At 72.4% G+C, this 25,891-nt stretch carries 21 protein-coding genes; 8 read left to right on the top strand and 13 right to left on the bottom strand.

Annotated features, from left to right (window positions below):
• Positions 1-922: 922 nt before the first annotated feature.
• Both ABZY13_RS18745 and ABZY13_RS18740 read right to left on the bottom strand, forming a co-directional pair.
• On the bottom strand, positions 923-1,690 hold the full coding sequence (locus ABZY13_RS18745; RefSeq protein ID WP_356631998.1) for an SDR family oxidoreductase: 768 nt from the start codon (positions 1,688-1,690) through the stop codon (positions 923-925).
• A 314-nt stretch (positions 1,691-2,004) separates the two neighbouring features.
• Positions 2,005-2,970: a glycoside hydrolase family 6 protein gene (locus ABZY13_RS18740; protein WP_356631996.1), complete on the bottom strand. Its 966-nt coding sequence runs from the start codon at positions 2,968-2,970 to the stop codon at positions 2,005-2,007.
• Positions 2,971-3,346: 376 nt separating this feature from the next.
• On the opposite strand from ABZY13_RS18740, the gene ABZY13_RS18735 reads away from it, so the two are divergent.
• The 6 genes from ABZY13_RS18735 (at position 3,347) to ABZY13_RS18710 (ending at position 9,813) form a co-directional block, all read left to right on the top strand.
• Positions 3,347-4,360 carry a LacI family DNA-binding transcriptional regulator gene (locus ABZY13_RS18735; RefSeq protein WP_356631994.1) on the top strand — a complete coding sequence of 338 codons (1,014 nt, stop codon included), beginning with the start codon at positions 3,347-3,349 and terminating at the stop codon, positions 4,358-4,360.
• A gap of 446 nt (positions 4,361-4,806) precedes the next feature.
• Positions 4,807-6,081 carry an aspartate kinase gene (locus ABZY13_RS18730; protein ID WP_356631992.1) on the top strand — a complete coding sequence of 425 codons (1,275 nt, stop codon included), beginning with the start codon at positions 4,807-4,809 and terminating at the stop codon, positions 6,079-6,081.
• Positions 6,082-6,193: 112 nt separating this feature from the next.
• Positions 6,194-7,012 (top strand): 2-amino-3,7-dideoxy-D-threo-hept-6-ulosonate synthase, encoded by an 819-nt coding sequence (locus ABZY13_RS18725; protein WP_356631990.1) that lies wholly within the window; start codon positions 6,194-6,196, stop codon positions 7,010-7,012.
• A gap of 65 nt (positions 7,013-7,077) precedes the next feature.
• Positions 7,078-8,184, top strand: a complete 1,107-nt coding sequence (gene griH, locus ABZY13_RS18720; RefSeq protein ID WP_356631988.1) for a 3-amino-4-hydroxybenzoic acid synthase — start codon at positions 7,078-7,080, stop codon at positions 8,182-8,184.
• An 859-nt stretch (positions 8,185-9,043) separates the two neighbouring features.
• Positions 9,044-9,475: a hypothetical protein gene (locus ABZY13_RS18715; RefSeq protein ID WP_356631986.1), complete on the top strand. Its 432-nt coding sequence runs from the start codon at positions 9,044-9,046 to the stop codon at positions 9,473-9,475.
• Positions 9,469-9,813 carry a type II toxin-antitoxin system PemK/MazF family toxin gene (locus ABZY13_RS18710; RefSeq protein ID WP_356631984.1) on the top strand — a complete coding sequence of 115 codons (345 nt, stop codon included), beginning with the start codon at positions 9,469-9,471 and terminating at the stop codon, positions 9,811-9,813. Before ABZY13_RS18715 ends, ABZY13_RS18710 begins: the two co-directional genes overlap by 7 nt.
• Before the next feature lie 95 nt (positions 9,814-9,908).
• Here the strand turns inward: ABZY13_RS18710 and griF are convergent, their stop codons facing one another.
• The 8 genes from griF to ABZY13_RS18670 all read right to left on the bottom strand — a co-directional run bounded on the left by griF (position 9,909) and on the right by ABZY13_RS18670 (position 18,591).
• A complete protein-coding gene (griF, locus tag ABZY13_RS18705) occupies positions 9,909-10,829 on the bottom strand; it encodes a grixazone synthase (RefSeq protein ID WP_356631982.1) in 921 nt (306 codons plus the stop codon).
• Positions 10,830-10,880: 51 nt separating this feature from the next.
• Positions 10,881-11,285: a tyrosinase family oxidase copper chaperone gene (locus ABZY13_RS18700; RefSeq protein ID WP_356631980.1), complete on the bottom strand. Its 405-nt coding sequence runs from the start codon at positions 11,283-11,285 to the stop codon at positions 10,881-10,883.
• An 85-nt stretch (positions 11,286-11,370) separates the two neighbouring features.
• Positions 11,371-12,747 (bottom strand): aldehyde dehydrogenase family protein, encoded by a 1,377-nt coding sequence (locus tag ABZY13_RS18695; protein ID WP_356631978.1) that lies wholly within the window; start codon positions 12,745-12,747, stop codon positions 11,371-11,373.
• A complete protein-coding gene (locus ABZY13_RS18690) occupies positions 12,747-13,808 on the bottom strand; it encodes an AMP-binding protein (RefSeq protein ID WP_356631976.1) in 1,062 nt (353 codons plus the stop codon). The genes ABZY13_RS18695 and ABZY13_RS18690 overlap by 1 nt, the downstream gene beginning before the upstream one ends.
• A gap of 165 nt (positions 13,809-13,973) precedes the next feature.
• Positions 13,974-15,323 (bottom strand): MFS transporter, encoded by a 1,350-nt coding sequence (locus ABZY13_RS18685; protein WP_356631974.1) that lies wholly within the window; start codon positions 15,321-15,323, stop codon positions 13,974-13,976.
• A gap of 236 nt (positions 15,324-15,559) precedes the next feature.
• Positions 15,560-16,939, bottom strand: a complete 1,380-nt coding sequence (locus ABZY13_RS18680; RefSeq protein ID WP_356631972.1) for an FAD-binding oxidoreductase — start codon at positions 16,937-16,939, stop codon at positions 15,560-15,562.
• A 128-nt stretch (positions 16,940-17,067) separates the two neighbouring features.
• Complete coding sequence (locus ABZY13_RS18675) at positions 17,068-17,859, bottom strand: AfsR/SARP family transcriptional regulator (RefSeq protein ID WP_356631970.1); 792 nt, start codon at positions 17,857-17,859, stop codon at positions 17,068-17,070.
• A 114-nt stretch (positions 17,860-17,973) separates the two neighbouring features.
• Positions 17,974-18,591, bottom strand: a complete 618-nt coding sequence (locus tag ABZY13_RS18670) for an NAD(P)-binding domain-containing protein (RefSeq protein ID WP_356631968.1) — start codon at positions 18,589-18,591, stop codon at positions 17,974-17,976.
• Between the two features lie 211 nt (positions 18,592-18,802).
• Between ABZY13_RS18670 and ABZY13_RS18665 the strand changes: the two genes are divergently transcribed.
• Positions 18,803-19,933: a LuxR C-terminal-related transcriptional regulator gene (locus ABZY13_RS18665; protein WP_356631966.1), complete on the top strand. Its 1,131-nt coding sequence runs from the start codon at positions 18,803-18,805 to the stop codon at positions 19,931-19,933.
• Between the two features lie 370 nt (positions 19,934-20,303).
• Here ABZY13_RS18665 and ABZY13_RS18660 read toward each other — a convergent pair whose 3' ends face one another.
• From ABZY13_RS18660 to ABZY13_RS18650, 3 genes are all read right to left on the bottom strand, one after another.
• On the bottom strand, positions 20,304-20,960 hold the full coding sequence (locus tag ABZY13_RS18660; RefSeq protein ID WP_356631964.1) for a lytic polysaccharide monooxygenase auxiliary activity family 9 protein: 657 nt from the start codon (positions 20,958-20,960) through the stop codon (positions 20,304-20,306).
• 84 nt (positions 20,961-21,044) lie between these two features.
• Entirely contained in the window at positions 21,045-21,491 is a 447-nt protein-coding gene (locus ABZY13_RS18655) for a DoxX family protein (protein WP_356631962.1), read from the bottom strand.
• Between the two features lie 79 nt (positions 21,492-21,570).
• The gene (locus ABZY13_RS18650) at positions 21,571-23,940 is read right to left on the bottom strand and encodes a family 49 glycosyl hydrolase (protein ID WP_356631960.1); all 2,370 of its coding nucleotides are present in this window, start codon (positions 23,938-23,940) and stop codon (positions 21,571-21,573) included.
• 743 nt (positions 23,941-24,683) lie between these two features.
• Between ABZY13_RS18650 and ABZY13_RS18645 the strand changes: the two genes are divergently transcribed.
• Entirely contained in the window at positions 24,684-25,865 is a 1,182-nt protein-coding gene (locus ABZY13_RS18645; RefSeq protein ID WP_356631958.1) for an ROK family transcriptional regulator, read from the top strand.
• The last annotated feature ends 26 nt before the right edge of the window (positions 25,866-25,891 follow it).

Genomic DNA, 25,891 nt, shown 5'->3' with positions numbered 1-25,891 from the left:
GGACCTCCTGGCGCGCCGGAGGGTTGGCACGAACAAGCTCTTGCGGGATCCCGTCCACAGGGGAAACGGCAGATACCTGACGACTCGTCAATTGACGGATCGTCACCCCTCTTTTGTCGCGGGGTGGTTCCCGGCGTCCGGCGGCCGGAAAACAATGCGCCACTCATCTCGGCGCGCACGAGTCCCCGGTGCCGCCGGCGTCGGACGGCGCGCGGCTGCTCAGATCGGCCCCGGCGCCGGACGGACGGCACGGCTGCGCCGACCCGCCGGAAAGCGTGGCTGATTAGTGAAGATCAAGTGGAGTATTCCGGTATGCCATGTGATGCGGCGGAGGAGACGGGCCCCGTGCCGCACCCGCCGCCCGTCCCCGGCGCCGGGGCGGGCGGAAGGCCGCGCCGTGCCGCGCGCGTTACGGCGGGAATGCTCCGGCGGCTTCCGCGAGACCGAACCCGTATGGGCGGATTGCCCCTTGCGGCGTCCAGGGCCGGTGGCCGGTTCGGCGCCTTCCGTGCGAGAGCGCTCTCACGACGCTGTTCACCAGTTCGTCCTCCCCGTCCCGCGGTCACCATCCCTCCCACGGGTTCCGGGCGCCGCCCCGGCGCCCACGGCCCGGCGCCGCAGCAGGCCGCCGCCGCGCTGTCGGTGCGCCGGGCGACGGTGCGGGGCCGGGAGCCGGTCGGGAGGCGGCCGAGCCGCGCGGTTCGGAGCGAGAGGCGTACGCACGGCTGCTGACCGAGCCCTCGCACCTCTGCCCCGCCCTGTGCCCGCACCCGAGGCCGGGCCGGCGCCGCAGCCGCGCCGGCCCCGTCCGCCGGCTCGCCCGCCCCGGTGGAGCAGATCCGCACCTCGGGCCCGGCCGCGCAGGCCGGTGCGGCGCCGAGCTCGGCGTCAGCCCCGGACCGGTCGGGCGCGAGGCCCGCCATCACCAGGGCACAGGGCCCTCCTCGCCGAAGAACCCGGCGGTCGGGCCGTCCTCGCCGAGCGTGGCCAGGCGCACCACTACCGCGGCGCCCTGCGCGACCGTGAGGAACCCGGCATGGTCGTTGCTGTCCGTGGCGACGAAGCCGGGGGCGACTGCGTTGACGAGAACGCCCTCCTTCCGCAGCTCATTGGCGTACTGCACGGTCAGCGCGGTCAGTGCGCTCTTGGACGGCGCATACGCGGCCGACGGCAGCAGCGCCGCGAAGGGGCCGTCCGGATCGCTGGTGAGAGTCAGCGACGCTGCGTGACTGCTGACGTTGACGATGCGCGGCGCCGGTGACCGCCGCAGCAGCGGCAGCATGGCGTTGGTCACCGCGATCACGCCGAAGACGTTGGTCTCGAACACCGACCGGACCATGGCCAGGTCGACGGAGCTGGGGACTTGATCGCGGGCGTCGTCGGGTGCGACCTGCCCGGAGCCGGTGATGCCCGCGTTGTTGACCAGCACGTCGAGATGGCCGAAGCGCTCCTCGATCTGCTTCGCGGCCTCCTGGACGTCGGCCTGGTCGGTGACGTCCAAGGTGACCGCGTGCACGTCACCGCCTGCCGCGCGCACCGCCGCAGCGGCCTCCTCGCCGCGCCTCGGGTCTCTGGCGCCGATGAGGACCGTCATGCCCAGCGCGGCGAGCTGCTCTGCAACCCCGCGACCGATTCCCTTGTTCGCCCCGGTGACCAGGGCGATCCTCCGGTGTGTGGTCTTCTCGCTCATCGCCGGCTCCTTGTTGACGAGGTGGGTTCTTCTCAGAACCTCTTCGCAACATGGGACGAAACAGCCCGGCCATCTCTGACAGGCGGACGGAGTGAACTGCTCTCGGCCGAGGCAGTCCGGCCGGAGCCGGGCAGGACGGCCTCCCGCCCTCGGCCTGCCCGAACGACGCGCAGCCGGCCGAGTGGAGCGCCCGGTCGCAGTCGGCGGGTCGTCCCCGCTCCTTGAGGAAGCACCCGCCGCCCGCCGCCCGCCGTCCGCCGCCCGCGCCCGGCGGACTGCCGGTCGGCCGGGCGGCGGGCGGGGGCGTCCTGCCGTCAGTAGCCGTAGATCATCTTGTAGGCGACCTCGGGGAGGAACTGCCCGGCCGTGGAGCCCGCGCCCACGCCGCAGTTGCCGTCCGACTCGCCGGGGGTTTTGATCCACAGCAGCATCTCGGCGCCTCCGCCCGTCCGGGTGGGCGTGCCGATGCGGCGGCCGGAGGGGTTGCACCACTGGCCGTTGGAGCCGTTGCCGTTGCGGCTGGTGTCCACGACGAACGGCTTGGTGTAGCCGTAGCGGGCCGCCAGTTCGCTGTTGACGGCGTTGCCGTAGGCGGTGTTCTGCGCGGTGGTGAAGTAGTTGGAGATGTTGAGGGAGAAGCCGTGGGCCTGGCGGAGGCCGGCTTCGTGCAGGCGCCTGGCCATGGTGGCCGCGTCCGCCCAGCCCGGGTTGCCGGCGTCGAGGTACACCCAGGTGTTGGGGGCCTGTCGGTTGAACTCGCCGAGGGCGCCGGTGAGCATCGCCTCGCGTTCGTCGATCTGGGCCTGGGTCATGCAGCCGTAGTCCCCGAGGGAGTCCGGTTCGAGGATGACGACGGCCGGGCGGCTGCCGATCCCGCCGGCGAACTGCGCGATCCAGGACGCGTAGGCGGCGGGGGAGGAGGCCCCGCCGGCGGAGTGACCGCCGCAGTAGTCGCGGTGGTAGACGTTGTAGGCGACGAGAATGGGCAGCTTGTCCCGCTGGTCCGCCGCCCCGACGTAGGCGCCCGTGGCGGTGCCGATGGTGCCGCTCCAGGAGCCGAACCAGCGGGCCATCGGCGTGTTGGCGATGGAGGCGTTGATCGCGGCCGCCCGCCCGTCGCCGGGGTTGGCGGCCGCCCACCTCTTCGCGCTGGAGTCGGGGTCCACGTAGAACCCGCTGGTCATGCTGGTCGGGTCGGCCGCGTGGGCGGACGGTGCGGCGGTGAACGCCAGCGGCAGGGCGCACAGCGCTGCGGTCAGGGCGCGGAGTCTGCGGCGCATGTCTGGACCTCGTTCTCCTGGAAGGGATGCGTCGCACGCTCTCGTCCCGAGCGTGCGACGCGCTGAGGAAGTGCGATGGGACCACCTTTGGGAGCGCTCCCACTGGAAGCGCTCCCAAAAATATGGCGGGACCGTTGGGGTGTGGTCGGTATCGTGTGACGGGGCAATTGAGCTGTCAAGGGTCAACGCACCGGTGTCCGCCACCACTTGCCTGCGGAGAGCTGTAAGGGAAAGGGGCCGTGCGACTGGAAGCGGTCCCAGTCGGTCGGGTGGTGAGGGTCCTTGCCGGCTTCGCATCGCCGCCCGTGCGGGTGGCAGCGGCCCGGGCCGAGGTGACATGCTGCCCGTCCGGTCGAGAGGGAAGGGCTTCTGGTTGATGGCTGAGGATGCGCCGCGTCGGCAGCCGACGCTCGACGAGGTGGCCGAACGCGCCGGCGTCTCCCGTTCCGTGGCCTCCCGCGCCCTCAACAACGCTCCGCACGTCAGCCGCGCCAAGCGGGAGGCGGTCGAGCGGGCCGTCCGGCAGCTGGGCTACGTGCCCAATCCGACCGCCCGCGCTCTGGCCACGCGGCAGACGGGAGCGGCCGCCCTGGTCGTCTCGGGAGAGGATCCGTCGATCTTCGCCGATCCGTTCTTCGCCCAGGTGATCGTGGGGGCGTCGGCCGCCCTGGAGGAGGCCGACCTGCATCTGATGCTGTGTCTGGCGGCTTCCGACCGGGGCCGCAAGCGGGTCGAGGAGCTCCTTCGCTCCAGGGGCGCGGACGGGGTCATGCTGATGGCGCTGCGCGAGGACGATCCGCTGGCGCGGATGGCCGAGGAGGCGCAGATGCCCGTCGTGTTCGGCGGCCGCCCGGTCGGTCCGGCTCCCCGGTGGTACGTGGACGTGGACAACGTCGGCGGAGCGCGCGAGGCGACCGAGTACCTGCTCTCGCGCGGCCGCAGGCGTGTGGCCGCGATCTGCGGGCGGCTGGACACCGAGGCCGGGCGCGCCCGGTACCGCGGCTACCGGGACGCCGTGCTGGGCGCCGGTCTCGATCCGTTCCCTGTGCGGGAGGGCGACTTCACCGAGCCCAGCGGTGCCGCCGCGATGGCCGCGCTGCTGGCGGACCGCCCCGACGTCGACGGCGTGTTCGCCGCCAACGACAACATGGCGGCGGGAGCGCTGCGCACTCTGCGGGAGGCCGGCCGGCGGGTTCCCGACGACGTCGCCGTGGTCGGCTTCGACGACCTGACGGTCGCCCGGATCGCCGATCCGCCGCTGACCACCGTCCATCAGCCCATAGAGGCTCTCGGACGGGAGATGGCGCGCATGCTCGCCGCCCTCGTCGACGGGCAGGACCCCACCCCGCTGATCCTCCCCGCCCGTCTGGTCGTCCGCTCCAGCGCCTGACGGCCGCGACCGGCCTCTGGCCCCCGCGCCCGGCCCCCCGCGCCCGGGCCCCGCGCCCGGCTTCCCGCGCCCGGCCGGGCCGGTCGCCCTCCGGGAGCGGAAGGAGTGCCTGCCGTCCGGCCGGAAGGAGTGCCTGCCGTGCGACGGGACGGCCTCGGCCGGACGGCGGCAGGGAGCCGTCCTGCCGGGCCGGTGGATCGGTTCAGGGCGTGGTCGGTTCGACTGTGGCGCAAGTCACCGAGGGTGCGCGTGCCTGCGCCACCGCCCGGTGGAACCGCCTGAGCGCTCCGGTGCTCAGGGGGTTCTCCCGTCCTCCGGCCCGGCCCGCCGCCCGGTGATACGCGCCCGATGCGGGCGCGGTGCGGTCCGGTAGCGGTGGCGATACCCGGCTCGCGGAAGCTCGTCGCGGCAGTCAGCGCACGGGTTCTTCGACGAGCGGGGGCGAGATGACGACGCCGGGCGACGGGCGGACGAGCGACATCGTGGTGCAGAAGTACGGCGGCAGCTCGCTGGCAACGGCCGGCCAGGTGCGGGCGGTGGCGGAGCGGATCGCGGCCGTCGCCGCCGGCGGACGGCGGGTCGCCGTGGTGGTGTCCGCGCAGGGCAGGACGACCGACGAACTGCTCCGTACGGCGAGCGAGATCAATCCGCGCCCCGAGGGGCGGGAGCTGGACCAGCTGCTCGCCACCGGCGAGGCCGCTTCCGCGGCGCTGATGGCCATGGCCCTCCAGCACACCGGGGTCCCGGCGTCCGCGCTCGCCGGGACGCAGACCGGCATCCTCGGCTCCGGCCCGCACGGGGCCGGGGTGATCGCGGCGATCGACACCGAGCACGTCGACGGGCTCCTCGACCGGGGCCGGGTCGCGGTGATCGCCGGGTTCCAGGCGGTCGGTCCCGAGCTGGACGTCATCACGCTGGGGCGCGGCGGCTCGGACACGACGGCGGTGGCCGTCGCGGCCGAACTGGGCGCGAGCCACTGCGAGATCTACACCGACGTGCCCGGCGTGCTCACCGCCGACCCGCGTCTGGTGCCCACCGCGCGGCTGCTGCCGGAGCTGGACATGGAGGTGATGGCGGAGATGGCGTTCGCGGGCGCCAAGGTCATGCACTCCCGCGCCGTCGAACTCGCCGCCCTGTGCGGCGTCGACATCCAGGTCGCGCACTCGGCCGGCTCCGGTCCCGGCACCCGGATCCTCACGAGAGACGGAGAGAGCATGCTTGAGACCCGGACCGCCGTCGTGGCGGTCGTCCACGACCAGGATGTCGCACGGGTCACCGTCCGCACCGGACACGGCCAGGAGCACGGGGCCCTCAGCGTCTTCCGCGCCCTGGGCCGGCAGGCCGTGCCGGCCGACATGACGACCGTGCTCAAGGAGAGCGACGGCGGCCACGCGGTGAGCGTGACCGTCCCGCACGACCGGGTCGACGCGGTCCGCCGGTCGCTCGCGGACCGCGCGGAGGCGGTGGCCGTGGACACGTCCGTGGCCAAGGTGTCGATCGTCGGCACCGGCCTGCTGAGCCGTCCGCAGTACGCCGAGCGGATGCTCTCCGTCCTCACCGACCGGGGTATCCACGCCGGTTCGCTGTCCGCCTCCCAGTCGCGGGTGTCGGTCACCGTCCCCCGCGGCGAGGTGGAGCGGGCCGTACGGCTGCTGCACACCGAGTTCGGCCTCGACGCCGCGCAGGACAGCGGCCCCCTTCCGGTGGCGGCCCGGCCGTGACCGGCCGCCCCGTGACCGGCCGCGTGAGCGGCTGCTCCGTGACCGGCCGCCCCGGGGGCGGGCGGGGGCCGGGGCGCCGCACCATCCGTACCGCGAGACCACGGGAGACCCGATGAACGCCCATCTGCCCTTCGCCCGGAGGCTGCGGCTCCAGCGGCTGCACCGCCACGCCCCGGACCGGCTGCTGATCGTCCCGCTCGACCACTCGGTCACCGACGGCCCCGTCACCGGCGGGAACCGGCTCAACGCGCTGGTGGGGGAGCTGGCCTCGCACCACGTGGACGCCGTGGTGCTGCACAAGGGGTCGGTCCGCCAGGTCGATCCCGAGTGGTTCACCCGGACCTCGCTGATCGTGCACCTGAGCGCCAGCACCGTGCACGCGCCGGACCCGAACGCCAAGTACCTGGTGTCCAGCGTCGAGGAGAGCCTGCGGCTGGGCGCCGACGCGGTCAGCGTGCACGTGAACATCGGCTCCGGCGAGGAGGCCCGGCAGATCGCCGACATGGCGGCGGTGGCCGACGCCTGCGACCGGTGGAACGTTCCGCTGCTGGCGATGATGTACCCGCGCGGCCCCAAGATCGACAACCCGCGGGACCCGGCCCTGGTGGCCCACGCCGTCCAGCTCGCCGCCGACCTGGGCGCCGACCTGGTCAAGACCCTCTACGTCGGCTCCGCCGCCGAGATGCGCGACATCACCCGGACCGCGCCGGTCCCGGTCGTCGTGGTCGGCGGACCCCGCACCGGCGACGAGGCGGCCGTCCTCGCCTACGTCGACGAGGCCCTGGGCGCCGGCGCGGCCGGCGTGGCCATGGGCCGCAACGTGTTCCAGGCCCCGGATCCCGGCGCCATGGCCGACAAGCTCTCCGACCTGATCCACGGCGGGCGGGCGGTCCCCCGGACCGGCCCCGCCCACGGAGCCGTCGCCGCCTGAACGGGACGCGCTACCGCGCGCACCTCACGCCGTACCGCCCTACTCACGATCCGAAAGGTACGACCATGAAGATCAGCTGGCTCGACATCCGTTCGCTCGGCGAGGCCCGCGACGCGATCGTCCAGGAGGCCCTGCACCACCGCGTGGAGGCGATCGTCTCCGACGACGCCGCGGACCTGAAGGACCTGCCGCCCACCGTGACCAGGGTGCTCTTCCCGCAGGGCAGGCCGCTGCCGGAGGACTTCGGCGAGGCCTCCGTCGTCATCGTCGACCCGGCCCGGCACGGCGTGACCCCCGCCGAGCTGGCGCTGCGTCACCCGGACGTGGAGTTCGGCCGGTTCGTGGAGATCGTCGACGCCCCGACCCTGGAGGACGCCTGCGAGTCGGCGCGCACCGAGAAGTGGAGCGTGCTGCTCTTCCGCGACCCGACCAAGATCCCGCTGGAGATCGTGATCGCGGCGGCGGCCCGGTCCACCGGTTCGCTGATCACCGTCGCGCAGGACGTCGAGGAGGCGGAGATCATCTTCGGTGTGCTGGAGCACGGTTCGGACGGCGTCATGATGGCCCCGAAGAAGGTCGGGGACACCGCCGCGCTGAAGCGTGCCGCCGAGGCCGACGTGCCCAACCTCGACCTGGTCGAGCTGCGGGTGGTGGAGACGACCCACATCGGCATGGGCGAGCGGGCCTGCGTCGACACCTGCACGCACTTCCGCGAGGACGAGGGCATCCTGGTCGGCTCGCACTCCAAGGGCATGATCCTGTGCGTCAGCGAGACCCACCCGCTGCCGTACATGCCGACGCGTCCGTTCCGGGTCAACGCCGGCGCCATCCACTCGTACACGCTGGGCAAGGACGAGCGCACCAACTACCTCAGCGAGCTGAAGGCGGGCAGCAAGGTGACCGCCGTCGACGTCAAGGGCAACACCCGGCTGGTGACCGTGGGCCGGGTGAAGATCGAGTCCCGTCCGCTGATCTCCATCGACGCCGAGGCGCCGAACGGGCAGCGGGTCAACCTGATCCTCCAGGACGACTGGCACGTGCGCGTGCTGGGCCCGGGCGGCGCGGTGCTCAACAGCACCGAACTGAAGCCGGGCGACACGGTGCTGGGCTACCTGCCGAGCGAGGACCGGCACGTCGGCTACCCCATCGACGAGTTCTGCCTGGAGAAGTAGGAGAGCGCAGAAGCAGGACCGTTAGGAGCACGTCCACGAGGCCGGCCGGGGGAACCCCCGCCCCCGGTCCCTCGCCCCCCGGCCGTGCCGCCCCGACCCGGGCGGCACGGCCGGGGGCGTTTTCGGGCCCGCGGGCCGGTGCGGCGGAACACAGCCGCCGCCAGGGACGACCGGGCCTGCGCCCGTCACCCCGGCCGCCGCGGGGAGCGGGAAAGCCCCGCTCCGAGCGCCCGCGGTCGCCCAGGACGCCGCCCAGCCACGGGCCGAACACCGCGCCCGGCCGCCCCGCGCCGGGCATCCGGCCGAGGCCGGGCGCGCGCAGCGGCTCCGGGCGGAGCCGGCCGGCCACCGCGCAGACCGCCGTCGAGGCGCTGGAGCCGGACGGACGCCGGTGACGGTGATGAGGACGTACGTGGCCGGTACGGGCGGCCGGACCGCGAGCAGCGGCACGGCCCCGGCGGTGAGGACGCGCCGAGCAGCATGCCGAAGGCGGTCCGGCTGCCCGCTGCCCGCTGCCGGCAGCCGGACGGGTCGAGCCCGAAGTCCGGGTCGTCGAGGAGGCGGGCAGCGCGGCGCCGTGGACCATGGCGCCGAAGCCGTCGAAGAAGAAAGTCATGCCAACTCCGGAGGCCGGGCGCCCCCTTGCGGGGCCACCAAGAAGGTAATGGGGTCTGTCTGACCGCTGCCCCACCTCCTTCCGCGGGTTGGATCGGGCAGCGGGACAGCCGGACAGCCAGGACATGGTCCTGCTCCTGGCAGGCTCACTGCCGCTGATCAGTTGGCTTGACCGGTCTCGTTTCAACAGAGAGACTGGCTTGTACGACAGGTGTCATACATGACGGTCTCGGGAAGGAGGATGATGGCGACTGAAACCAAGGCGAAGAAGGCGCAGCAGACCGCAACTCGTGTGAAGAGTGGTGAGCCCACCACGGACCTAGTGGCGAAGCCAAGGGTGGCGAAGAGCACCAGGGCCACCAAGAAGGCTGCCGGCTCACGGCGGTCTGCCGCCCCCCGCCATCAGAATGCGGCCGGCGGCACTGGCCGCGTGGCGCAAGTCAGACTCGGGCCGGATGAAGTAGCCGCCATGGAACAAGTGATGCAGGCGCTCAACCTGGGCTCCACTTCGGACGTCCTCCGTGAAGGACTGCGCCTGCTGGCCCGCAAGGCGGCCGAAGTCGCTGCCGCCGAGGAGATCCGCGGCTTCTACCGGGGAGAGCCGGCTCCCATGCCTGATGGCGCGTTGGCCCCCACCTCTGAGGAGCTTGCAGCCGCAGACGAGGCGGAATGGTGAATCCGGGAACGGCGATGCGGGGAGAGGTCTGGATCTGCGCCTTCCCTGCACCGCCCCGCGGCCCCGGCCCGCATCCGGTGGTCGTACTCACCGTCAATGGCATTGCTGAGCCACTCTCAGCGGTGACGGTGGCTATGATCACCGGGACGTCCGGTCCGTCATCCACACATGTTCCTGTCGGGCCCGACTCGGGGCTGACCAAATATGCCGAGTCCTACGTCAACTGCACCGACATTCAGACGGTGGGAAAATCAAGGCTCCGAAGGCGCCGTGGCTCGTTGTCCCCCAGCGAGATGCAGCACGTAGAAGAGCGTATTCGTGTAATCCTGGGGCTGTAGCGCACAAAAGCCCATCCGGAGTGGACGGCGGCGCAGACACGGCGGCGCCGGACCGGGGGCGGGTCCTGCACCCCGGTCCGGCGCCGCCGGACGGCCTACTTGTCGTACCGGTACCACTTGGTGTGGTCGATGAGGTCCCGCGGCGTCATGGTGTGCCAGGGGCCCAGCGGGGTGTCGATGTCGGGGACGTCCTGGGTGTCCTCCAGCGGCAGGTAGTGCGGCACGTCGGGGTGGCGCTCCTGCCACAGGGCCCAGCACCGGTCGATCATGCAGTGGTTGAGGAAGAAGACCGGGTCGTTGGGCGAGCCGATGTACATCATGTGACCGCCCACCCAGACGTGTCCGGCCGCGTGCAGCTTGCCGACCTTCTCCTCCCAGGGGAACTTGGTGTAGCCCTCCAGGTGGTTGCGGAAGCTGTTGTACGGGGCCTCGCCGCCGGCGGTGTGGTTCCACGGCGGGCAGTCGTAGACCGGCAGGTCGAGGGTGTCCTCCAGCTCCTTGGGCGTGGGCAGCCTGTCGGTCAGGGTGCCCATGTCGCGGACGAGGTAGTCGCGGTCGTCGTGGGTGTAGTTGCCGTTGAGGGCGGGGTGTTCGTCGCCGACGGGCACCACGCTGACGTTGAGGATCCAGCCGTTGTCCCGGGCGAACGGGCCGGTCATCACCCGGCGGTCGCCCGGGCGGCCGTTGCCGCCCATGAACTCCTCGTCCCACAGCGGGGAGTCCTCGCCGTGGTCGGTGGTCCAGTCCCAGTAGGGCAGGGTGACGCGCGGGTCGACCTTCTGCAGTTCCCGCTCGAAGCGCATCAGGTACTGCCGGTGCCAGGGCAGGAAGCCGGGGTTGATGTGGCCGAGCCGCTTGCCGGTCTCCTTGTCGAGGTAGTCGCGGGAGTTGATGCGTATGTGCAGGTCGACGAACTTGTCGTAGATTCCTCTGCGCTTGATCTCGAGGACCGCGTTGACGAAGCGGCGCTTCTCCTCGGCGGTCATGTCCAGGTGGTTCTTGCGGATGTGCACCATGACGGGTCCCGTTCGCAAAAAAAGGGGTGGGGAAGGGCGGGGGCGGTCCGCTCAGACCGTGGTGACGTGGGAGTGGGTGCCGGGCGCGGCGGGCAGCAGGGCCGCGCCGCGCAGTTCCTCGACGGCGCGGCGGGCGGCGTGCAGCGGGGTGGGCGCCATCTCGTAGTGGCACATGGAGCTGAGGTAGGCGTCGTCCGCGAACTTCATCAGGTGCAGCGGACGGCCGTCGATGAACACCCCGCCGCCGGCCGCGGCGGACGCGATGCGGATGGTGCGGCCCTGGTACCGCTCGGTGTACTCGTCGCCGGCGGCGCCGGTCCCGGCCTGCCCGGCGGCGGCCCCGGTGCCGGACGGGTGGGAGCCGGCGGCGCCGGTGGCGAAGGGGACGGCGGCGGCCGCGGCGACCAGGGCGGCGCCCGCGGTGAGCTTGACCATCTCACGGCGTTCTATTGTCATGATCATGACCTTTCGGTGGGTGTGCTGCATGCGGGGGACGGAAAACCGGAGAAGAGGCGGGCGGGCGGAGGTGTGCGGGGCGGGCTCAGGCGGCGGACAAGCCCGCGCCGGACACCACCACGCCCTTCGGCTCCAGCAGGAACTGGGTGTAGTTGTCGTCGTGCGGGATGCCGGGCACGGCCGTCCACGGCAGGACGGTTCCGCGGGTCACCTTGCGCACGCTCGGCTCCCGCACCGCCGCCTCCACCAGTTCCGCGCGGTCGGTCAGCAGGTTCAGCACGAGCGAGTCGCGCAGCGGCGCCACGCCGTCCGCCTCGGTCCACGGGGCGACGACGACGAACGGGAACGGCAGCTCCACCCCGACCGCCGGATGGTCCGCCCGGTCGGCGGCGAGCACCACGGGCCGCAGCACGAACGAGCCGTCCGCCAGCTCGACGACAGGACCCGTGCCGTCCACCCGCGCCGAGTGGTCGACCAGGCCCGCCCGCACCGCGTCGAGCTGCCCGCGGATCCGCTCGGCCCGCTCCCGGTCCGCGACCAGCAGTGTGGCGTCCCGCTGCGTCGCGGGCAGCGACGGCAGCGCCGCGAGCCGCCGGGCCAGCTGTTCGGCCACCCGGTCGACCGGGCGGGTGGTGAGCACGGCGGACAGGTTGGTGCAGCGGGTGCCGCCGTCGAAGGACGCCGACAGCGCCAGATGCCCGATCACCGCGTCGTCCGGATCGACGTCCAGGAACGCCTTGGTGCGGCCCGGCCCGCGCACCGCCACCGACTCCTGGCCCTGCCACCGCCGCACCGCGCTGTCCCCGCCGTAGACGATCCCGCGGTCGGCCTCCCGCAGCAGGAACTCGCCGGTCTGGTGGGACGCGGGCAGATACGCCACCTTGTGCGCGGGCAGTCCGGCCGCCAGCAGCGCCCGCATCAGCCGCCGGGCCGAGAAGGGATCGCGGCTGCCGGGCTTGACGGCCACGCTGTAGCCGTGGAACAGCGCCTGCGCCCAGGTCACGTTGGGCACCGGGTGGTTGCTCGCCATCACCGCGGCGAAGACCCGGCCGCGCGGCACCCAGCGGGTCTCGAAGCCCTGCCCGAAGCCGGTGGACGGCAGTTCCGCGGCGGTCGTCTCGGGCAGTTCGCGCAGCTCGGCGGTCAGGTCGGCGACCGACTGGGCGATCGCCGCCGCGGTCAGGCCGGTCGCGTGCGCCACCCGCTCGGCGTACTCGCGGGGGCTCTCGTCCTCAAGCGTCGCCGTGGCGAACAGCTCGGCGGCGCGCACGAAGACGTCCTCGCCGGGCGGCCGCCCGTCGGCGTGCTCGCGCAGCTCCCGCAGCGCGGCCAGCGCCATCAGGCGCGACGCGGTCCCCACGTCGGCGAGGTCGCCGCCGCGCACGTCCGGCAGCCGCGTCCGGTCACCGCTGGACACGGTCCGGCCGCAGACCACGGGGTCGACGGTCAGCGGGCTCGTCATCAGTAGACCCCCTCGATCACCCGCACGTCGTCCAGCCTGCTGAACGTCTGCACGTCCGCGAGACCGTCCACCGGGGAGCCGGCCCGGGCGGGCACGCGGATCGCGCTGTCCCGTTCCAGCACGTTGGGCAGGAACATCTCCTCGCTCACCAGGTGCAGCCGCACCCGTCCGCGTTCGCCGGGGCCGACCGGGCGGCCCTCGTCGTCCACCAGCTCCAGGCGGGTGGTGTCCGGGAACGGTTCGAACACGCAGCGGTGCGTGTCGCCGGGGACGGGCGGCCGCTGCGGGGCCACGCCCATCAGGCTGTTGCCGTAGATGCCCACGACCGTCGCCTCCGGGAAGAACACCTCGTCGAGCTGGCGCAGGTCCTCGGCGCTGATCGAGGTGCCCGCCCAGATGATCGCGCGGACCGTGCCGCGGACCGCCTCGTGCAGCGCGGGCCGGGCGCAGATGGCCTCCAGCAGCGGGGGAGTGGTGTTGAGGACCGTCACCTCCTGGGTGGCCAGGATGGTCTCCGCCTGGTCCAGCAGGTGCTGCACGTACTCGTCGGCGTCGGCCTCCCGGCCCTGGGCGAGCAGCCGCTTCACCCAGCGCGGGTCCAGGTCGACCGTGTGGAAGAGGCCGTTGCCGAGTGCGGCGTAGCGGGAGACGTCGTAGCCGATGACGTGCGGGCCGCTGGGGCCCAGGTGCAGCCAGTCGCCCTCGGCGGGCACCCCGGCCTCGATCAGCCGCTGCCGCGCCCACACCAGCATCCGCGCGCGGTAGCCGCCGTCCACGATCCGCTTGGGCGATCCGGTGGTGCCGCCGGAGTCGTAGACCCGGAACGGTTTGTCGCCCAGGCCGCGCGGGATCAGGTCGCGGACGGGGACCTCGCGCAGCTCGGCGCTCACGTCGGGGAACCGGGTCAGGTCGGCCAGTCCGTGTATCTCGGTGACCGGGTCGAAGCCGAGCGCGGCGCGCTTGGCGAGCCAGAACGCCGAACCGGTGTCCTCCCCGAAGTGCCAGGCCATCGACTTGCGTATGTGCGCATCGAATGCGGTGTTCGTGACAGGTGTGGTCATGGCTGGATGAGCTCCTCAACAGCTCCTCGACACGGACAGGCGCCGACGGGTTCATCCTTCGGCCGGCGCCTATCACTGCTGTATCGCCACTGTTTTTTGCCGCCGGGGCGCGCCGCTCGGCACCGCGGACGCCGGGGCGGCGGGCGCCGGGGCGCAGGGCGGCGGTCAGCCGTCGCGCCGGCCCAGGGTCAGCGCGGCCAGGGCCCCCACGAGCGGGAAGACGGCGACGACGGCGAGCAGGTCGGTCAGGGACATCGACTTCACCAGGGCGCCCGCCGTGGCGCTGCCCACCCCGCCGCCGACGAAGAAGGTCAGGTTGAGCAGGCCCATCGCGCCGCCGCGCAGGGCGGGTTCGATCCGCGCGGACATCAGGGCGGTGGTGATGACCTGGGTGACCGCGAACGCGGCGAAGCCGAGGGAGGCGCCGATCACCGCAGGCGCGGGGTGGTCCGGGACGGCGCAGAGCGCCAGCACCACCGCCATGGCCGCGGCGATGCCGCTCAGCAGCAGGCTGCCGCCCCGGCCGCCGGTCAGCCTGCCCGCCGTCCGGGAGAGCACCGCGCCGACGGCCGCGCCGGGCAGCAGCCACGCGCCCACCGCCAGCACGCTCCAGCCGTGCTCGCCGACCAGGATCTGCGGCACGGCGTACATCGCGGCGAACAGACCGGCGTAGACCCCGATGCCGGTCGCCGACGCGCGCAGGAACGCGCCGTCCGTGACGAGCCGGCGCGGCACGAAGGACGCCTGCACCGCGCGGACCCGCAGCAGCAGCCCCGCCCCCGACACCAGCAGGGCCACGGCGAGCCCGATCACGGGCACGGCGGACAGCCCCAGCGCGTACGACTGGATCAGCACCAGGAACGACATCGCCGCGACCGTCAGCAGCAGGGCGCCGGGCAGGTCCAGCGCGCGGCCGCTGCCCTTGCGGGCGGCCGCGGCGCGCAGGCACAGCGGCACCGCGAGCAGCGACAGCGCGGGCAGCACCAGGGTGATGCGCCAGGTCACCCACTGGGTGAACACGCCGCCGGCGAGGGTCGCGCTGGCGGAGAAGACCGCCATGGTCGCGCCGAACCCGCCGAGCACCTGGGGCCGGTCGGCCGGCGCGGCCGACGCCGACAGCGCCAGCGCGCCCGAGGTCATGGCGCCGGAACCGGCGGCCAGCACGAAACGGCCCGCCACCAAGGTGGTGATGTCCGGCGCCGCCAGGCAGATCACCGTGCCGACGGCGAGCACGAGCGAGCCCAGCAGCAGGGAGGCGCGGATGCCCCGGGAGTCGGCGAGCCGCCCGAACAGGGCCGTGCCGACGCCGAGCGCGAGGGCGTGCGCGGTCAGCACCCAGGCGGCGGCCGCCGGCGTGGCGTCCAGCGCCCGGGCGACGTCGGGCAGGGCGACACCGGCCGCGGTGACACCGAAGACGGCCGGCCCGAACAGGGCGCCGTACCGCAGCCCCGCGGAACGGGCGCTGAGCGCGGCGGTGTGATCGGCCGTGGCGGGCACGGCCTGCTCTGTGGTCATGGGAGGTCCTCTCTGGCAGACGGGCGGGTGCCCGGGGCACGGGGGCGGCGGCACCGGTGCGGGTGCCGGGGCGACGGCCGGTGGCGTACGGGGGCCCGCGGGTGTGGTGCCGGGCGGGCGCGGCAGCGGAGCCGGCGGGCGGGCGGCGGGCGGCGCGGAGGTGGGGCCGGCGTCGCGGCGGGCCGTGCGGGCTGTGCGGGTCGTGAGGGTCGCGCGGGCCGTGTGGCCCGGAGGGCTCAGGCCGGCCCCGGCTTCAGGGCGTGGCCGCGGCGGAACAGGTTCTCCGGGTCGTACCGCTCCTTCAGCAGGGTCAGGCGGGCGCGGGTCGGCTCGTCGTAGCAGTCCGCGGCGGCGCCGGCGGTGTCGGGGCCGGCGAGGAAGTTGAGGTACCGGCGGCCCGTGCCCCAGCCCGACAGGGGGGCGAGGACCCGGTCCGGGGAGCCGGGCAGGCAGAGGGTCGACAGGGTGAAGGCCCCGTCGCGGCTGCCGACGGCGTTGGGCACGGCCGGCGGCCGGGACAGCGCTCCGCCCAACTGCCGCACCTCGACCATCGGGTCGGTGCAGTCCGCGTCCGGCCCGGCCACCTCCAGCAGCCTGGCCAGCGCCGCGTCGTCGAGGTCCCGCAGCACGATGTTGCGCTCGTGGTAGGGCAGCGGCTCGGTCGGATCCTGGTGGATGTCGGCCACCGAGGTGTACGGCATCTCGGCGACGGTGTCGGCCAGCACCGGGCCGGCCTCCCGCAGCGGGCGCACCAGGCGCTCGCCCTCCTCGGCCGGCCCGGTGAAGGCGATCCGGACGTGGACCGCGAGCCGTCCGGCGGGGTGGTCCGGCACCCCGGGCAGGCCGGGCAGCCGCAGCAGGGCCAGCGACGAGGTCATGGCCTCGGGCGCCTGCCGGGTCCAGTCCCGCCAGGTGCGCAGCAGCGCGGCGGCCGATTCGCCCGGGAAGTACAGCCCGCCGCCGTAGAGCCGGCGCACCGGCATCAGCGCGAACTCCAGCGCGGTGACGACGCCGAAGTTGCCCTTGCCGCCCCGCACAGCCCAGAACAGGTCGGGGTCCGCGTCGGCGGTGACGGTGCGGTGCCGCCCGTCGGCGGTGACGATGTCGAACCGGGTCACGTGGTCGGCCGCGTAGCCGTACTGGCGGCCCAGCGGTCCCAGGCCGCCGCCCAGGGTGTAGCCGACGACGCCGACCAGCGGGGAGGAGCCGTTGAGGGGGGCGAGGTGGTGGGGGGCGGCGGCCGCGATGACCTGGTGCCACTGGGCGCCGGCCTCGGCGCGGGCGGTCCGCGACGCCGGGTCGACGGCCACGGTGTTCATCCGCCGGGTGCTGATCAGCACCGTGTGCTCGTCGGGGGCGGCGATGCCGTGACCGGTGGCCTGGACGCCGACGGCGAGCCGCCGCTCGCGCGCGAAGCGGACCGCGGCGACCACGTCCTCGGCGTGGACCGCCGCAACGACCAGGGCGGGGCGGTGCCGGGCGATCTCGTTGAAGCCGGCCAGCTCGGCGTCGTAGCCCGGGTCGCCGGGCAGGAGCACCTCGCCCTTCACCCGGCCGACGAGGCGGTCCACCGCGCTGTCCTCGACGTCGGGGTGGTGCTGCGCTGAGTTGGTCACGGGCCAGTCCCTCTCTGTGCGTGCGGCCCCAGGGGCGCGGGCCGCGACCGTCGACGGCACCGAGTCTTTCCGCCGCCGGAAAGCCGGGCCATCCCCAGCCGGAGAGGGAGTCGTCCGCCGCCGCCTCCCTAAATTGAGGGGGAGGGCAGCAGCGGGCGGCGCGGGAGCGGACCGTCCGCCGGGGCGGCGGTGCCGAACAGCAGGTCCTGCCACTCCTCGGAGCGGGTGCGGGCCTCGGAGCCGCCCAGGATGAGCCGCTCCAGCGCCCGCAGCCGCTCACCGGGCTCGATGCCCAGCTCCTCGCTGAAACGGCGCCGGGTGGCGCGGAACAGCGCCAGCGCGTCCGCGGTGCGCCCGGACTGGAACAGGGCGATCATCAACTGCGCGATCAGCGTCTCCCGGAAGGGGTGCTCGGTCACGTGGTGGGTGAGCTCGCCGAGGATCCGCCGGTGATAGCCCAGGCGCAGCTCCAGTTCGAAGCAGTCCTCGAGGGCGGAGTGGTAGTCCTCGTGGTACTTCAGGGCCACGCTGTCCAGCAGCGGGCTGCCCAGACCCGCGCCCAGCGGCCCGCGCCACAGCGCCAGGGCCTCGCGGAACAGCCGGACCGCGTCGCCCGGCGGCCCGGTGCGGGCCTCGATCCGGGCCTGCGCGAGAAGCCGCGCGAAACGGTACAGGTCGATGCCGTCGTCGCAGACCCGCAGCTGGTATCCGGTCTTGTGGGTCTCGATCGTGGCGGACACATCACCATGGGCGAATTGCCGGCGCAAGGAGGAAATACAGATGCGTATCTGGCTGCGCGCGGTCACCGGCGGCGAGTCGTCCCAGATGGCTCGTATCAGACGCTCCACCTCGATGACCCGATTGCTTTCCAGCAGCAGCATGGTGAGCAGAATGCGCTGCCGGTCGCCGCTGAGTTTCACCTCCCCGTTCACTCCATGCACAACCAGAGGACCGAGCGCAAGAAAAGAAGGATTATTTGTCATGATCCCCCCGCTCTCCGGGGCGGCGATACGGAGTCGCCGCCTCTCCGTAGCTCACCAGCTCGGCAGGAACTTTAGTCCCCACCCTTCCGCAGCAGCGAGCTGGTGGCTTATTTCCCTCCCCAGTCGCACCATTTCATCCAGCAGGCGGGCCCGGTCGAGGCCCCCTGCATCCAATGCTCTTAATCCTGAACGATTGACCAACTCGACCATGAGAACTTTGGCCGTCTCGTCGTCCGAGGCCACAAAGACGTCGACGGGCTGCCCGTCCAGCTCCCCGCGGTAGATCGACGCGGCGTCCCCGGCAGGACAAGCCCTGACCCAGCGCGCCTGCGGGGCGAGGCCGACAAGATCGCGCATACGGCTCGCGCCGGTCCGCTCGTGCGGTGCGGTGACCTCCACGAGAATCTTGCCCGCGAGCCTGTCCGCCCTGGTCCGCAGGGCTTCCAGGGACTCCGCGCGCGGCGCCGCGAGAATGACGAAATCTGGCTGAAAGGAAACCCGGGCGGTGGCGGCCACGACGACCCCGGGAGTTCCGGCGGAAGCATCCTTCGCCACCTTCCGGGCCCGCGCGATGTCGCGGTCGGCCAACAGCACGGACGCGCCGGCGATCGCCGCCCGCCGAGCCATCGCCCTGCCCATTTCGCCCGCCCCGATGATTCCCACTTTCATGCTCAGGTCGGCTCCCGGTCCTGGAGTGCGCGGACGGAACGTGATCGGGCACGGGCGGCCCGCCCGGACCGCCTCGTTCCGCGCGCCACCTTTCCAGATCCGCCCGCGGCATTTCATCCCCGCATTCGAGGGGGAGTTCGCCCCCGCCGGGAACGCGGACCCCCTCAAGTGCGGGGTTGGCCGGGGCAGGGGGATCTGGGACGATCGAGCAGTGACCAGTGCATATCCGACCCGGGTCGACACCGGACGCACCGAACTCCTCGACCGCGCCGCGCGCAGCACCGATCCGCTCGGCATGTTCGCCGAGGCATCGCACCACCTGCGCAGGCTCATGCCGTACGACGCCGCGGTCTGGCGGGTCACGGACCCGCAGACCGGGATGATGGCCGCCCCCATCCGCGCCGAGAACCTCGACGAACAGGGCTGCGCCGTCTACTGGGAGTGCGAGCTGTTCACCGAGAACGTCAACCTCTTCCGCGACCTGGCCCAGGCCGAACGGCCGGTGGCCGGACTGCGCGAGACGACCGGCGACCTGCCCGCGCGCAGCAGCCTGTACCAGTCCTTCATGAAGCCGCGCGGCCTCCAGGACGAGTTACGGGCGGTGCTGCGCGTCGGCGGCCGCCCGCACGGACACATCAGCCTCTTCCGCGAGAAGGGCCGCCCGGCGTTCGCGGCGGCCGAGACCAAGCTGGTCGAGAGCCTGATCACCCCGCTGGCCAGGAAGCTGCGCTCGTTCGCCGGGACGGTCCCGCAGTGCCTGCCCGACACCCGGCACGGCCCCGGCCTGCTGCTCTTCGACGCGGCCGGCGCGCTGCTGTCCGCCAACGACGACGCCCTCGCCCACCTCGACGACCTGCCCGAGGGCCCGGCCGTCCGCACGGCCTCCGGCATGCGGGTGCCGGCCTGGATCCAGTCCACGGCGCTGAAGGCCCGCGCCATCGCCCAGGAACGCGACCGGGGACACGCCCGGGTGCGGGTCCGCGCCCGCAGCGGCCGCTGGCTGGTGTGCCACGCCTCCTGCCTGCGCGAGGCGGACGGCTCGCTCGGCCCCTCGGCCGTGGTGATCGAACCGGCGAAGACCTCCGAGGTCGTCCCCCTCATCGTGGACGCCTACGAGCTGACCGAGCGGGAGACGGAGGTGACCCAGTGCATCGCCCGCGGGCTGTCCACCGGCCAGATCGCCCAGCAGCTCCACCTGTCGCCGCACACCGTCCGCGACTACGTCAAGGCGGTCTTCGAGAAGGTCGGCGTCTCCAGCCGCGGCGAACTGGTCGGCAAGCTCTTCACCGAGTACTACGCCCCCCGGGCCGAACCGGGCATCGTCCGCGTCCACGACAGCTGAGGCGTCCCCTCCCTCCCGTCCCCGGCCGGGCGGACGCCCCCGAGGGCGCTGCCCTCGGGCAAGGCGCGGGGCAGCCTTCGGGCCGTCCCGTGCTGCGCACCCTTGTCGGTCGTACCGTGCGCACCGTGTGGGAGGGCGCCTTCCCCGAACTGGCTTCCCGCACCCGGGCAGCCGCGTGAGGGACATGCCCGAGCTGCACACGCGGCTCCCGGCGGACGTGATCGCACTCGGCTCTCCGTATCCCCCGGTTCGGCAGGAAGCCTCCGTGAGGTGACCCGGCATCGGCGGCCGGCCGGTGAGAGGGGGGAAGGCCCCGCGAGGTGTGCGCCTCGCGGGGCCGGTGTGCCGGCTCAGCTGCGTCGCGCCGGTGTCAGCCGAAGTTGACGTCGCTGCACAGGAAGTACTTCTGGTCCATGTGGGACGCCTTCCAGACGGTGACCACGACGTGCCGTCCGCTGTAGCCGGAGGTGCTGACGTCCGTGACGTAGTGCGCCTGGTAGGGGTAGCGGCCGGTCCGCTTCACCAGCTCGAGGTCGTTCCAGCCGATCAGCTGGTACTCCGGGTTGAAGCCCTGCTTGGTGACGTAGACCTCGAGCCAGTCCGCGCCGTGCCGGGCCTCGTCGTAGAGGTCGACGGTGAAGTCGGCGCCGATGTCGGTCGTCTTCCACGGACCGGGGCGGTCCAGCGGCCGGTAGTTCGTCTCGCCCTGGCCGCCGGCGCTGCAGATCTGGCCGTCGGGGATGACCTGCTTGTAGTTGTCCCCGGTGTTGTTGGCGTAGACGGCCTTCCACGCCCCGATGGCGTTCGGGTTCTCGTGGTAGGTGCGGTAGCACATGGGGTCCTGGGCCTCGTTCGGCTCGTTGTAGCCCCACCGCTGCAGGCAGCCGTAGTTGCGGGTCTCGGGGGCGATCACCGTGCCGTGCGCGGAGGCCGTGGGCGCTTGGACGAACACGCCGAGCAGGCCGGTGGCCAGGACGGCGGCGCCCAGTGCGGTGCGGCCGGCCGCGGTTGCGGGTACGCGGTTCATGGTGCTCTTCCTCCGGGTGTCTCGGGGGATCACAGGCCGGAACGACCCATGATTTACGTGTGCATGACAGACTGCGGGGCGGGTTCAGGTTCCGGGGGCGTCGCTCACCTCCTTTCGCCCGGGCTGCTTGCGGTGTGCGGTGAGGACCGGCAGGTCGGTCAGGGACCACCGGCCGGGGCCGAGGGCGGCGATGAGCAGGAAGGCCCAGCAGAAGAGAGCGGCCGGCTCACCGCCGTTCTCCAGGGGGAACAGTGCGTCCGGCTGGTGGTGGACGAAGTAGGCGTAGGCCATGGAGCCGGAGCACAGGACGGCGGCCGGCCGTGTGGCCAGTCCGAGCAGGACGAGGGAGCCGCCGGCCAGCTGGATCACCGCCGCCCACCACCCGGGCCACTCGCCGGTGCCGGGCGGCTGCCCGTGGCCTCCGCCGAGGACGTCGAAGAGCGTGGCCGCTCCGTGGCAGGCGAACAGCAGCCCGAGCACGATCCGGAACAGGCCCAGAACCGGGCCCTGGCACCTGGTGGGTGTCTCCACGGTGTGCCCTTTCTGCGGCGGGGGATGAGGGACCGGGTGGCCGCCGGCAGGGGGGATCGCCGGCGGCCACCGGGGAGGGTCAGGTGGTGAGGGTCCACTTCTGGCTGGCCCAGCCGCCGCAGTCCCACAGGTGCAGACGGGCGCCGTCGGCGGTGCTCTGGCCCTGGATGTCCAGGCAGCGTCCGGACTTGAGGTTCTTCAGCGTGCCGTCGGACTGGAAGGCCCACTTCTGGCTGTCCCACGTGCCGCAGTCCCACAGGTGCACCTTGGTGCCGTTGGCGGTGTAACCGCCTTCGACGTCGAGGCACTTGCCGCCGGACTTCAGCTGCTGTCCGTCGAGAGTCCAGGTCATCGAGGCGGCGTTGGCGCAGGTCCACTGCTGGACGGCGGTGCCGTTGGCGGTGGAGCCGCCGGCGCGGTCGACGCACTTGGAGGTCGCGCCGTTGACGATCTTCCCGCCGGTGACCGGGTCGGGGTCGGGGTTGGTGCCGCCCGCTCCCCAGGCGTTCCAGTTGTCCCAGGTCTCGGCGTCGAAGCCGATCCGGCCGAGCTTGTCGGCGGCCCAGTTGGTGCCGGACTTGCTGATGACGGTGCCGCCGACGGTGTAGTTCTCCAGCTTCAGGCCCCGGCTGTCACCGGTCTCGTTGCCGAGGGTCACCTTCTGGCCGGCGGAGTTGGTGTACCGCTTGAGGAGGCTGACCTGGGAGGACGGGTCGAGCTGGCTCCAGGCGTCGATCCTCAGGTTCTTGACGTGGATGTTCTCGGTGCTGGAGAGGGCGAAGACGCGGATCGCGCAGTTGGTCATGCCCTCGACGGTGATGTTCTCGAAGGTCATGTTCCTCACCCACGCGTTCGGGTCGGCCTTGGTGGTCGAGCCCATGTCCTCCCAGTGCGAGGAGGAGTTGAGGATGCAGGTGTTGTACTTGACGTCCTTCCAGTACATCCGGTTGTGGATGACGTGGGTGTTGCTCACGCGGACGTTGTCGATGTTGCGCGGCGTCCAGCCCCACTGGATGACGGGGCCGTTCTCGTTCTTCCAGATGACGGTGTTATCGATGCTGACGTCGCTGTGGTACATCTTCAGCACGTCGTCGTTGGCGTTGAAGAACGTGTTCTTCATGGTGCTGCCGCGGTACAGCTCGATCCCGTCGGTCTGCCAGTACCAGGAGCCGACCTGCTTGTAGTTGTCGACCCGCATGCTGAAGGTCTGCTCGTCGCCGTAGACCACGAAGGAGTGGTACGGCGGCTCGTTGACGGTCACGCCCTGCAGGTCCAGGTGCTGCTGGCGGCCCTGCGCGGACTGGAACTGCAGCATCTTCACGCAGCTGGCGTGGCAGTTGGAGGCGCCCGAGAGGTGGTCGTAGTTGTTGTTGGTGTCCGCCTCGTAGACGTACTGCTCACCGGAGAGCACGCCGTAGCCGGTCACCTTGTACAGGCCCTGGCTGTCGTCGGGGAAGCGGATGGCGCCCTTCACGTACGCGCCCGGGGCCAGGTAGACCCACTTGACCTGCTTGGGCAGCAGGGCGTGGTACTTGGAGGTCATGTAGTAGGTGCCGGGCCGGAAGTACACGATCTCCTCGCTGATCGTGTTGAGGTGGGTGACCCGGCCCTGCTGCGGGTAGTGAATGCTGCCCGAGGCCGCCGTCGGGATCAGCCGGTCCTTCTCCGCGCCGGCCGGAGCCGGCTCCGCGAAGATCATCATGGAGTTGCGGGGCTCGGTGTGGACGGCGCGGTTGCCGCCGCCGCCCTGCGTGGTGAGCTTGCCGGCGTCGGTCGCGGGGCCCGACATGTCGTTGTAGGCCGTGTACAGCTGCGGCTCGAACTCCACGGAGAACCGGTAGCCCGTCGCGTCGTAGGGGACCTTGATGCGGACGGTGTCGCCGTCGACCAGTTCCTTGGTGAAGTTCAGGCTGCTGGGCCTGATCCTGACCTGGTCGGCCGACGAGATGGTCTGCCCCGTCCTGAGCGAGACGTCGACCCACGCGTCGGCGGAGTACTGGAAGGACGACCAGCTCATGGTGAGGTTGGCGGACGCGGAGAACTCGGCCCCGTCCTCCTTGGTGTAGCCGATCTTGCCCTTCCCGCTGCGCGGGATGCTCATGTAGGCGAACGAGTCGTACTTCGTCGCCGGCGCCGCGGCGGTGGCGACCTGCACGTCGTAGAACGACGACCGCCGCACCTTGTCGCTCGCCACCGGGCTGCTGGTGTTGAACTCGTGGTTGTCGTGCCACCACGTCTTCAGCTGGGCGCTGTCGGCGGTGGAGACGGTCGCCTCCGCCGCGGCGGAGGCCGCCTGGCGCGGCAGCGTCTTCGCCTTCGCCGCGTGGGAAGCGGCATGGGGCGGGGGCGTCCCCGCGCTCGCCGTGCCGGCCGGCACGACCGGGCCGGCCAGGGCGAACGCCAGGCCGGCGGCGAGCGCCGCCAGCCTGCTCATTCTTGCTGCGGGCATGACGAAAGTCCTTGTCTGTGGTTGCTGGTTGCCGCTTGCCGGACGGCAGCCTTCGGGCGCCGGTCCCGCCGCGAGCGGGCGCGGGCCGCCGGCAGGTGGAACACACCGGGACGCGGACGCCCCGGATCGCGTGCCCACCGGGCCCTGATGGTGCGGCGCGCGCTGCCCGGGCAGGCCGCGCGCACTGCCGGGTGATCGAACTCCCTTCACGCCGGTGCCGAATCCGTGGAACGCGTCCGGGACCGTCCGGGAGACCGGGACACCCGTGTGCCGTCCGGAACACCCGGGCCGAGGACGCCCTGGCCAGGGAGCGGACAGGCGGAAGGCCGACGCCCCTTGCCCTGCGGTGTGCTTGCGGCCGCGCTGCGGTCGGTCGCCGCGCTGCGGTCGCCGGTTAACGTCCCGTCATTTCTTCGCCGTGTCAATGAAATAAACAAGATCTCTTCCTCCTGTCGGCACGGAAGGGTGGGCCAATGGGGCATAAGCGGGCCAAAGGTCGAACCTTCCGGAGAACGCGGCGGTCATCACGGTTACGTAACGCGGTGTTTTCTTTCTTGACGCACGAAAACGGGCGGGCAAGACTCCTGTCATACGCAGTCGGCCGACCAGCCCGGCGGCCGCCGTGATACGCAGGGAGGCCGTCGTGACGGTCGCCGTACTCGCCTTACCGCCCCCCATCTGACCGCGTGGCCGAGCGGCCGCCGCCGCTCTCCCGATCGATCACTGCTTCGGAGGCATGTGTGATGAGCCCTTCCAAGGTCCGTTTCTCGGAGCTTGTCGGTGAGCAGACCCGCGCGGAGATCTTCGCGACCGTCCTCACCGCGGGGCCCATCTCGCGCACCCAGCTCGCGCAGCGGCTCGGGCTCGTCCCCTCCAGCGTGACCCGGATGCTCCCGCCGCTTCTGGAGCACGACTATCTGCGCGAGCTGGACACCGCCCCCCAGGGGCGGGGCCGGCCGCAGAAGATGCTCCAGGTCAACGCCAAGAAGCACATCGTCGTCGGCGCGAAGATCGGCCCGGCCCAGGTCTCCGCGGTGGTCACCGACATGGCGGCCGGCGTCCTGGCCCGGGCGGAGGAGCCGATCGGCGACTGCACCCCCGAGACCGCCCTGTCCGCCGTCGCCGACCTGACCCGGCGGCTCCTCGCAGAGGCGCCCGAAGCGGCGGACAGGGTGCTGGGCCTCGGGGTCGGGGTCAGCGGCCACGTCGACTCCGGCGCCGGGATCTGCCGCTACTCGGCGCTGCTGGACTGGAACAAGGTCGACGTCGCCGGCCCGCTGCGCGAGGCGACCGGGCTGCCGGTCGTCGTCAACAACGACGTCAACACCCTCGTGGTGGCCGAGCGCTGGTTCGGCCAGGGCCGCGACGTCGACTCCTTCGCCGTCGTGACCGTCGGCCCCGGCATCGGCTGCGGCCTCCTCCTCGACGGCGCCCTCTTCTCGGGCGCCACCGGCCTGGCCGGCGAGCTGGGCCACCTGCCCCTCGACCTGGTGGGACCCATGTGCAGCTGCGGCCGCCGCGGCTGCCTGGAGGCCCTGGCCGGCGACCGCGCGGTGCTGGGCCATCTCCGCGACGCCGGCGTGTCCTGCGCCGGCATCGCCGAGGCGAGGGAACTGGCCCGCACGGGAACCGGCTCGGCGCGCACCGTCGCCCGCTCCGCCTTCACCGAGGCCGGAACCGCCCTGGGCCGGGGCCTGGCGGTCCTGTGCAACCTGCTCAACCTGCAGAAGATCATCATCGCCGGGGAAGGCGCGACCGCCCACGACCTGTTCGGCCCGGCCATGACCCAGGCCCTGCAGGCCCACGCCTTCTCCACCGCCGCCCACGACTGCGACGTCCACGTCGACCCCGTACGCCACGACCTGTGGGCCCGGGGCGCCGCCTGCCTCGTCATCCAGGACGCGGTCGGCGCCGCTCTGTCCTGACCCATCCGGCTCACCGCACCACCCAT

The sequence above is a fragment of the Streptomyces sp. NPDC006610 genome (assembly GCF_040611575.1).
Taxonomy (GTDB): Bacteria; Actinomycetota; Actinomycetes; order Streptomycetales; family Streptomycetaceae; genus Streptomyces.
The sequence above is the reverse complement of the archived record's forward strand: the minus strand, read 5'-3'. Positions and strand labels throughout refer to the sequence as shown.

Excerpts from the sequence above, each read along its gene's own strand:
- ABZY13_RS18735 (WP_356631994.1), top strand. The coding sequence starts at position 3,347 with ATGGCTGAGGATGCGCCGCGTCGGCAGCCGACGCTCGACGAGGTGGCC.
- ABZY13_RS18715 (WP_356631986.1), top strand. The coding sequence starts at position 9,044 with ATGGCGACTGAAACCAAGGCGAAGAAGGCGCAGCAGACCGCAACTCGT.
- ABZY13_RS18660 (WP_356631964.1), bottom strand. The coding sequence starts at position 20,960 with ATGAACCGCGTACCCGCAACCGCGGCCGGCCGCACCGCACTGGGCGCC.
- ABZY13_RS18730 (WP_356631992.1), top strand. The coding sequence starts at position 4,807 with ATGACGACGCCGGGCGACGGGCGGACGAGCGACATCGTGGTGCAGAAG.
- ABZY13_RS18645 (WP_356631958.1), top strand. The coding sequence starts at position 24,684 with ATGAGCCCTTCCAAGGTCCGTTTCTCGGAGCTTGTCGGTGAGCAGACC.
- ABZY13_RS18690 (WP_356631976.1), bottom strand. The coding sequence starts at position 13,808 with ATGACCACACCTGTCACGAACACCGCATTCGATGCGCACATACGCAAG.
- griF (WP_356631982.1), bottom strand. The coding sequence starts at position 10,829 with ATGGTGCACATCCGCAAGAACCACCTGGACATGACCGCCGAGGAGAAG.
- griH (WP_356631988.1), top strand. The coding sequence starts at position 7,078 with ATGAAGATCAGCTGGCTCGACATCCGTTCGCTCGGCGAGGCCCGCGAC.
- ABZY13_RS18685 (WP_356631974.1), bottom strand. The coding sequence starts at position 15,323 with ATGACCACAGAGCAGGCCGTGCCCGCCACGGCCGATCACACCGCCGCG.
- ABZY13_RS18695 (WP_356631978.1), bottom strand. The coding sequence starts at position 12,747 with ATGACGAGCCCGCTGACCGTCGACCCCGTGGTCTGCGGCCGGACCGTG.
- ABZY13_RS18650 (WP_356631960.1), bottom strand. The coding sequence starts at position 23,940 with ATGCCCGCAGCAAGAATGAGCAGGCTGGCGGCGCTCGCCGCCGGCCTG.
- ABZY13_RS18725 (WP_356631990.1), top strand. The coding sequence starts at position 6,194 with ATGAACGCCCATCTGCCCTTCGCCCGGAGGCTGCGGCTCCAGCGGCTG.
- ABZY13_RS18700 (WP_356631980.1), bottom strand. The coding sequence starts at position 11,285 with ATGACAATAGAACGCCGTGAGATGGTCAAGCTCACCGCGGGCGCCGCC.
- ABZY13_RS18745 (WP_356631998.1), bottom strand. The coding sequence starts at position 1,690 with ATGAGCGAGAAGACCACACACCGGAGGATCGCCCTGGTCACCGGGGCG.
- ABZY13_RS18670 (WP_356631968.1), bottom strand. The coding sequence starts at position 18,591 with ATGAAAGTGGGAATCATCGGGGCGGGCGAAATGGGCAGGGCGATGGCT.
- ABZY13_RS18710 (WP_356631984.1), top strand. The coding sequence starts at position 9,469 with ATGGTGAATCCGGGAACGGCGATGCGGGGAGAGGTCTGGATCTGCGCC.
- ABZY13_RS18740 (WP_356631996.1), bottom strand. The coding sequence starts at position 2,970 with ATGCGCCGCAGACTCCGCGCCCTGACCGCAGCGCTGTGCGCCCTGCCG.